Origin of the sequence: Bifidobacterium castoris, assembly GCF_003952025.1 — a bacterium.
Classification (GTDB): Bacteria; Actinomycetota; Actinomycetes; order Actinomycetales; family Bifidobacteriaceae; genus Bifidobacterium; species Bifidobacterium castoris.
Genome location: NZ_QXGI01000016.1, coordinates 1 through 8,405, shown reverse-complemented (window position 1 = coordinate 8,405; position 8,405 = coordinate 1). Strand labels below are relative to the sequence as shown.

The 8,405-nt window shown below is 67.3% G+C and carries 5 protein-coding genes and 2 tRNA genes; 3 read left to right on the top strand and 4 right to left on the bottom strand.

The features are described 5' to 3' along the window. The first annotated feature begins 578 nt into the window (after positions 1–578). Together D2E22_RS10345 and D2E22_RS10340 are read left to right on the top strand one after the other, a co-directional pair. Positions 579–650 (top strand) — tRNA-Val (locus D2E22_RS10345). 24 nt (positions 651–674) lie between these two features. Continuing rightward, positions 675–750 (top strand) — tRNA-Gly (locus D2E22_RS10340). A gap of 65 nt (positions 751–815) precedes the next feature. Here the strand turns inward: D2E22_RS10340 and D2E22_RS10335 are convergent. The 4 genes from D2E22_RS10335 to D2E22_RS10320 all read right to left on the bottom strand — a co-directional run bounded on the left by D2E22_RS10335 (position 816) and on the right by D2E22_RS10320 (position 5,472). Then, a complete protein-coding gene (locus D2E22_RS10335; RefSeq protein ID WP_126032999.1) occupies positions 816–1,034 on the bottom strand; it encodes a hypothetical protein in 219 nt (72 codons plus the stop codon). 128 nt (positions 1,035–1,162) lie between these two features. Then, positions 1,163–3,274, bottom strand: a complete 2,112-nt coding sequence (locus D2E22_RS10330) for an elongation factor G (protein WP_126032998.1) — start codon at positions 3,272–3,274, stop codon at positions 1,163–1,165. 86 nt (positions 3,275–3,360) lie between these two features. Further along, positions 3,361–4,872 (bottom strand): basic amino acid/polyamine antiporter, encoded by a 1,512-nt coding sequence (locus D2E22_RS10325; RefSeq protein WP_126032997.1) that lies wholly within the window; start codon positions 4,870–4,872, stop codon positions 3,361–3,363. Between the two features lie 102 nt (positions 4,873–4,974). Beyond that, positions 4,975–5,472, bottom strand: coding sequence for a hypothetical protein (locus D2E22_RS10320; RefSeq protein ID WP_126032996.1), 498 nt, complete (start codon positions 5,470–5,472; stop codon positions 4,975–4,977). Positions 5,473–5,779: 307 nt separating this feature from the next. Between D2E22_RS10320 and D2E22_RS10315 the strand changes: the two genes are divergently transcribed. After that, positions 5,780–7,465 carry an MFS transporter gene (locus D2E22_RS10315; RefSeq protein ID WP_241218407.1) on the top strand — a complete coding sequence of 562 codons (1,686 nt, stop codon included), beginning with the start codon at positions 5,780–5,782 and terminating at the stop codon, positions 7,463–7,465. Positions 7,466–8,405 lie beyond the last annotated feature (940 nt).

The following is an 8,405-nucleotide window of genomic DNA, read 5'->3' as shown; positions in this document are numbered from 1 at the left end:
AAAACTTACACCACCCCCACCACAAACGCAACCCACAACCACAAAACCCAACAACCACAACACCTCCACGGCGTGTCGCAACCACACCAACACAACCACCAACACCCCAACAAACACCACCCACACCAAACCCCACACCAACCACCAACCACACCCCACACAATCACACCGAACACCATCAGGAAAAACCACACCAACCCCCAGCGCCACACCCCACACAAACGAACACCACCCAAACAAGACGCACCACCCACAATCGCACAGACCCACCCAAGCGGACAACCCAGCCACGAACCACACCCGAACACATCGGACGGTCGCTCCCCCGCGATCATCTCCACCACGAACCGCACCCTGCGTGATCGGAACTCCGCTGGAAGGGCGCCCCGGATCCCGGATGAGCCGCGGGCCGCGCGATCGAGGCCAGACCCAGCGAGCATCGCCGGCGCGAACCGCGTCGGGACGCATCGGACGGCGGCAGGCAGGGCGCCGAAGCACCGGAAACCGCACGCGACACGCCGAAGCGCCAATCGGATTTGGCAAATCGACGATCATCGGGTAAGTTTACTTCTCGGCCCGGGCGGTTGGCGCAGTGGTAGCGCACTTCCCTGACACGGAAGGGGTCACAAGTTCGAATCTTGTATCGCCCACGAAACCGGTTTCCGGTTGACTTTGCGGACATAGCTTAGTTGGTAAAGCGCGACCTTGCCAAGGTCGAGACCGCGGGTTCGAGTCCCGTTGTCCGCTCCAAAGAAAACAGCTCCCGAAAGGGAGCTGTTTTCGTATCACCCCTAGGCGCGTTGGCGCCGGCGGCGTCAGCCCTTCTGGGCCTCCTCCTCGCGTTCGACCGCCTTGTCCACGTTCGCGGCGGCCTTGTCGAGATCGACGTCGGACTTCACCTCATGCTTGGCGGCACGGTCCACGTCCTTCCATGCGTCCTTGTCCTGGTGCTCGGCCTTGTGCTCGTCGATATCGGCCTTGAAATCGTCGAACTTCTCCTTGAGCGTCTCATGAGACTTCGTTTCGTCTGCCATGGCAACCATCCTTTCGTTGTACAGTGTCGCAACTCTTGCGGGCATCATCATTACACCGCGTTCGCCGCGGCGGCACGCGCCTCCCCGCTGTGGGCATATGCGCAATATGCTGCTACACCGTCCGCACATCACTCCTCGCGCATCGCCACATGGCAGAACTCCGGCACCTTGTACCATTTCACCGGATAGCCGGCGCCATGCGCGCAGAACACCGAATCCGGAGTGTGCTCCAGATCGGCTTCGGGATCATAGCCGGCCGCCGCCACGACGGCGGCCTCATCATGGCAGGGGCGGTATCCGGCGAAGGCCAGCGACAGCCTTCCACGCCCATGGGAGTAGGCGTTCACATCCATCGCATAGTCGCGCATCCCGCTGACCGGCGCCACGCCTTCCAGCACAGCGTATCCGTCGTCCACCTGCGGCGCGCCGCTCTCGCCGCACATCCGCTGCACGTCGCTCATCGCACGGCCGAGCGACTCCTGCGGCAGCTCGAGACGGAAACGGTACCACGGTTCGAGCAGCCGGCAGTTGCCGGCGCCCTCGATGCGTGCGCCGCCTTCCTGCGCCGCGCCCGCTTCGGCATCCTCGACGTCCGCGGCGCCGTCGGCCGTCGCATCGTCGCGCGCGCCGCCGGCGAACCGGCGAGCCACGTCGAGCTCGTTGCAGTCGGTCGGCACGCCGGCGCGCGCCTCCATCAGCCCCATGCGCAGCGCGCGGTACGTCGCCTGCCGGAAGTCGCCGCCTTCGGTGTGCTTGAGATGCCCGCGTCCGGCGATGACCGAAATCCGCATATCGGTGATCGGCGCGCCGACGAGCACGCCGAGATGTTCGCGTTCGCGCAGATGCTGCAGGATGAGCCGCCGCCAGTTGCGGTCGAGCTCGCCCTCGCCCACGTCGCTGACGAATTCGAGGCCGCCGCCTTCGCCGAGCGGTTCGAGCAGCAGATGCACCTCGGCGTAATGGCGCAGCGGCTCGAAATGGCCGACGCCTTCGACCGGCGCCGTGATCGTCTCCTTGTAGAGGATCGACCCCGCGCCGAATCCCACATCCAGCCCGAAACGGTCGTGCATGAGCTGTTCGACGACCTCGAGCTGCACGGCGCCCATCAGCTGCACGTGCGCCTCCTGCAGCCGCTCCTGCCAGACGACGTGCAGCAGCGGCTCCTCGTCCTCGAGTTCGCGCAACGCGAGCAGGCATTTGCGGATGTCGTGCTCGCCCGGCAGCAGCGTGTAGGTGAGCACCGGTTGCAGCGTCGGGTCGGCGCCGTCGGATTCGATGCCGAACCCCTCCCCCGGCACCGTATGCTCCGGGCCGCTGACGGCGCATACGGTGCCGGCCGGGGCGAGCGTCGTCGTCGTGCTCGTCGCGCCGGAGACGCTGCGCACCTGGTCGATCTTCTCGCCGGGGCCGCCGTCCTTCGCCGGCAGCACCATCTTCGCGCGCAGCTCGCCGCCGGTCACCTTCATCCAGCTCAGCCGGTTGCCCTGCGCGTCGTGGGAGATCTTGAACACGCGCGCGCCGAAGTCCTGCGGATATCGCGGCTGCCGGGCGAAACGCGCGAAGCCGCGCAGGAAGTCGTCGACGCCTTGCATGCGCAGCGCGGCGCCGCGGTAGACCGGGAACACGCGACGCGCGGCGATGAGTTCCCGGATGAGCTCGTCGCCGACGGCGCCGGCGTCGAGGTATTCGTCCATCGCGCGCTCGCTCTGCATCGCGACCGCCTCCATCGACTCGTCGGACAAGGTCATGCCGCCGTCCACGTCCGGCACGGGCGTGAAGTCGATGCAGCCGTCGCCGAAACGGCGCTGCAGCTGCGCGAGCACGCGACGCGCGTCGGCGCCGGTCGCGTCGGTCTTGTTGATGAAGACGAAGGTCGGCACCCCGTACTGTCCGAGCAGGCGGAACAACGTCTGCGTGTGCCCCTGGATGCCGTCGACGGCGGAGACGACGAGGACAGCGTAGTCGAGCACCTGCAACGTGCGTTCGGTCTCGGCGCTGAAGTCGACGTGCCCCGGCGTATCGAGCAGCGTGAGTTCGAGATCGTCGACGTCGATGATCGCCGGCTCGGTGAAGATCGTGATGCCGCGCGCGCGTTCGATCGCGTTCGTGTCGAGGAACGCGTCGCCGTGGTCGACGCGGCCGAGCCTGCGCGTCGCGCCGGCCGCGTACAGCAGCGCCTCCGACAACGTCGTCTTGCCCGCGTCCACATGGGCCACGATGCCGGCCACGATCCGCTTCATCCACGTTCCTTCCACGACATGCGCGGCTGACGCCGCAACCATCCCACTGATTGTACGTTGGGCGTCGCCGCCGACGGCGCACGCCGCTACATCGCGGCGAACAGGCCGCCGCGCACCGTATAGACCAGCCCGCACACCCCGCACAGGACGATCGCCACGAACAGCACGCGCTCCTTCACGCTGAACGACGCGAGGAACGGCTTGTCGGGCGCGCTCTGGCGCCGCGCGATCGCGAAGATCGGCAGACCGAGCGCGAACAGCACGCAGGCCACCATCAGATACCGCAGGCCGGCGGCGTAGACGAGGAACATCGAGAACAGCGATCCCAGCACGCCGGTCGCGAGCGCGCGCCGTCGGCTCGCGGCGCATGTGACGCGCCCATGCGCGGCGAACGCGTCGGGCTCACGCACGGCGACCTTCCACAGATACAGGCAGCACAGCAGGTAACAGGGCATCGACATGACCGACGTGATCGAGATCATCACGTTCCAGGCGTCGCCGCGTACGAAGTGGCACAGGATGAACAGCAGCTGGCATGTGGCCGCGGTCAGCAGGATCCCCGCCTTCGGCGCGCCGCGCCGGTTCGTGGCGAGGAAGGCGCGCGGCCAGATGCCGTCGCGCGCCGCGAAAAGCGGCATCTGGCTGATCATCAGCATCCATACGAGCCAGGAGAACAGCACGCTGACGATGACGCCGACGTTGACCATGACGGCTCCCCACAGGCCGAAGCGCTGCTCCATGATGACCGACATCGACGGGTTCGCCATCTCGCCGATGCGCTGCTGCCCGTAGACGCCGAGCGGCAGCAGCGAGACGAGCAGGTACAGCACGAGCACGGCGACGTATCCGCTCACCGTCGCACGCGACACGGCTTTCGGCGAGCGCGCGCTGCCGGAGACGACGACGGCGCCCTCCATGCCGATGAACAGCCACAGCGTCACGAGCATCGAGTCGCGCATCTGCCCGAACAGGTCGCCCGCATGGAAGGCGAGCGGGCGCCCGTCGGCCGTCTGCCCCCAGAAGTCGCCGAGCATGACCCCGGAGCGGAACACCAGGCACAACGCGACGATGAACACGGCGACCGGCACGATCTTGCACACGGTGCCCACGATGTTGATGACGGCGCCGGTGCGTGTGCCGAGCATCGCGATCGCCGTCATCGTCCACAGCAGCGCCGACGCGGCGACGACCGAGGCCACGTTGTTGCCGTCGGTGAACGTTCCGGGGAAGAATGTGTCGAGCGTCGACATGATGAGCACGCCGTACGCGATGATCGAGAAGCAGTTGCACAGCCAGTACCCGTAGGCGACGAGGAATCCGACGAATCTGCCGAATCCTTGGCGCGCATAGGTGTACAGGCCGTCCTTGAGCTCCGGCTTGACCTCGGTGAGCGTACGGAACGTGTTGACGATGCACCACATGCCGACGCCGGTGACGGCCCATGCGAGCAGCTGCCCGCCGGCGGCCGCGTGCGCGGCCATGTTCTGCGGAAGGCTGAATACGCCGCCGCCGACCATCGCGGAGATGACGATCGCGAACAGGCCGGCGAATCCCACCGATCCGTCGGCATCGTCGGTAGTGTGCGTGTTCCTGTGCATATCCGCGCCCCGCGTTTTCGTTCGATGACCGTTTTCGTTACGCCGTCATCGTAATGCATGCGCCGCGGTTACGCCGACAGGGCGCAGCGGACACGCCGCCGGCTACTCGGCTTCGCCGTCCCTGCTGATCGTGAGCCGGTCGAAGGCCGCCTTCGCCGCGTCCTCGGAGGCGTTGCCCTCGAGCAGCACGACGGTGCCGCTGTCCTTGACCTTGACAACGTAGTTGTGCTCGGTCGCGTCGTCGGCCTCCTCCTGCCAGAAGATGAAGTCGTTGCCGCTGCGCTCGCCCTCGTTGAGGATCTCGGCCGTCTCGTCGCCGTCGATCTGCTCACGGTAGAGCTCGTAGCCCTCCTCGTGCAGGAACGATCCCTCGAAGATCTCCTCGCTGTCCTTCGTGACCTCGAAGGGCACTTTGCCGGTGATGTCGTAGCCGTCGGTGACGTCGAGCGTGACCTTGACCGCGTCGCCGGTGTCGACGTTGAACGTGTACGACTTGCTCGCATGCGCCTTGACACCGCACGCCCCCATCGAGACGACGACCCCCGCCGCCGCCGCGAGCGCCGCGGCCTTCCTCGTCATGGCTGCGCCCCTGATACCCATCCGTGTCCTTTCCTCTCCTTGACGCCGTCGACGTGTCCTGCGTCGGGGCCGTCCTCGTTGACGCCACGTTCCGTTGCGCCCACGGCCCGACATCGTGCCACAGTACGGCACCGCGGGCCGCCCGCGCGCGCACGTCCCACCGCTTGGGCATCTCCCGTCCTCATGATGAACGGCGCGGCGCGCTTCGGCGGCCGATGAACGCCGCCGACGAATGCGTCCGTGCGCGCTACGTTGGAGGACGTGGACCGTTCCTCCCGCCGCACCCGTCGCGACGCCGGCGGGGGCGACGACGGACGAGGAGGCGTCGATGGATGCACGCAGCGCGAACGAAACGACCGAGGCGAACGAAACGGCCGAGGCCGCCAAGGCACACGAGGCGGCCATGGCGCATCGGCCGGACGGATCGGACAGGCCGCCCAGGCTGACCGACGACACGATGGTCGTCGCGAAGGACGGCCGGCGGCATTCGTGGCGGTCGATCAAGCTGCTGCTCGCGACGCTCATCATCAGCACGCTCGGCGACGGCTTCTGCTCGGTCATGATGTCGGTCGCGCTGCCGAACATCTCCGAGACCTACCATGTGAGCCTCGCCACGGCGAACTGGGTGACGGTCGGCTACGCGGTCGTCGCCGCGACGGCCGTCATGACGGCCGCGAGCGCGCTTGCGCGCATCGGCCTCAAACGGCTGTTCTTCTGGAGCCGCATCCTGCTCATCGCCAGCTCCGCGATAGGCCTGTGCTCGGTCGATTTCCCGATGATGCTGACGAGCCGCCTGATCCAGGCGGTCGGCGCGGGACTCATGTTCCCGACAATCAACACCGTCATCATCCGCGTCGTGCCGCCCGAACGCTCCGGCCGCATCATCTCGCTGAACAGTTCGATCATCGGCGTCGGCATCGCCGTCGCGCCGCTGCTGTCCGGCGTGTTCCTGACCTATGTGAGCCTGACGTCGATGTACGTCGTGCCGCTCGTCATCGGCGTCGTCTCGCTGGTCATGGGCTGCCGTTACGCCTTCGACGTCGAGGCGCGCCGCGACGCGCCGATCGACGTCCTCTCCGTCGCGCTCGCGTTCGTCGGGCTCGCGATGGTCATGCTCGGCTTCTCCGAGCTCACCGACCGTCCGCCGCTCGCCGCGGCGATGCTCGTCGCCGGCCTCGGCGTGCTCGCCGTCTTCGTGCGGCGGCAGAGGCGGCTGAGGACGCCGCTGCTCGACCTGCGGCCGCTGCGCCACGCCTACGTGTCCGTCGGCGTGCTGCTGTTCCTCGCCGCCGGCATGGGGCAGCAGGCCATCCTGCTGTTGCTGCCGCTGTATCTGGAGCGCGCCTGCTCCTACACGCCGTTCGTCGCCGGCTTCTTCCTGCTGGTGCTCACGCTCGCCTATGCGGGCGCCGTGCTCTATGCCGGCAGGTGCGTCGACCGTCATGGCATGTGGCCGATCGTCTCGGTCGGCTTCGCGCTGCTGACGGTGGGGCTCTTCGCGATCTTCGGCATCGCGCCGCTGCGTGCCGCGTGGCTCGTCGTGGCGATCGGCGCGTTCGCCATCGTCGGCGATTCCTTCGTCAACGTGCCCGACAAAGACGTCATCTTCGAATCGCTGCCCGACGCGCAGGTGCCGGATGCGTCCTCGATCTTCTCGACCGGCTCGCAGATCGCGGGCTCGCTCGGTTCCGCGCTGTTCGTCGGCATCCTGTCCGCCGATGTGCTGCGCCGGACGGATGCCGGCGCGGGCCGTCGCCTCGCCTATGCCTATGGTTTCCAGCATGCGGTGCTCGTCGGCGCGGCCATCGAGGCCGTCATGTTCGCCGTCTCGCTGTGGTATTCGCTGCGGATGGTGCGTCACGGACATAACCGCGTCACGCCGGCCGCGGCGATGCGCAGCGTCTCCCCCGCCTCGTCGACGGCCGTGCTGGCGGACGCTTCGTCGGCCGCTACTTCGCCGTCGCATCCGGCGTCTTCGGCCGCCGCCCGCGGCGTTTCGCGCGGATCCGACTGAACGTGTTCGCCGCGACGAGCAGCGCGGCGAACACGCCGAGCGCGGCACCGGCGGCGATGAGACGCCCGTCGCGCCGGGTCGAGGCGGCCGCGATCCTCGCGGGGATCGGTTCGCGTACACCGGTCACGAGCAGACGGTGCGTGTTGACGCCCAGCGGCGTGCAGGTGACGAGCGTGATCGTCGCCGGACCGTCTTCGTATCGCTTCCGCAGTTCGCGCGGGAGAACCGGTTCCCGCGGCCGTCCACGGCGTAGGCGCCGGAAGCCGTCACCGCCCGATACCGATCATCGCGACCGACGCAAGCATGGCGGCCGCCGTCTTCGCTATTGAACGAGTGTTCATCGTGCACCGACTTTCTTTCCCATGTCCACGCAGGGTCCCCCGGCAGATGCAGGCCACTCGTCCCCGCGGGCCCTGGACGTCCACGCGGGCCCGCAACACGCACCTTCCGGCGATTCCCTGCGATGTCCCCGATGTATTTCCATCGTTCCCCCATCGTATGGAGGCCGCGGGGAACATGCCCCGGGAGGGCAAACCCGTTGATTTCAGTGGGAAAACAATCATTTTCGCCGTTTTCTGCCCTATTGGTGAAATACGTCGGGTCCAGCTGGGCGGATCGGGCGTCCGCAACCAATGTCACCGCGCCGTGTCCGCACGAGTCCCGGAAAACAATCGCTTACTCACATCCGGCATGATGAACGCCGCGGCGCCCGCGCCGGACACCTGCATGGGTGTCCGGCGCGGGCGCCGCGGCGTTCACATGCGCACCGGGGAGAGGGGCCGGATCAGGCCTTGGCGACCTCGGCCTTGAGCTCGGCGCCCGCCCGAAGCGTCATCGACGTGGCGAGCGTCTCGGACTTGATGAGGTCCTCGAAGCGCTCGACCTTCGCCATGTCGCCCTCCGGCACGTCCAGCGTCAGGTCGATGCGGTCGGTCACGTC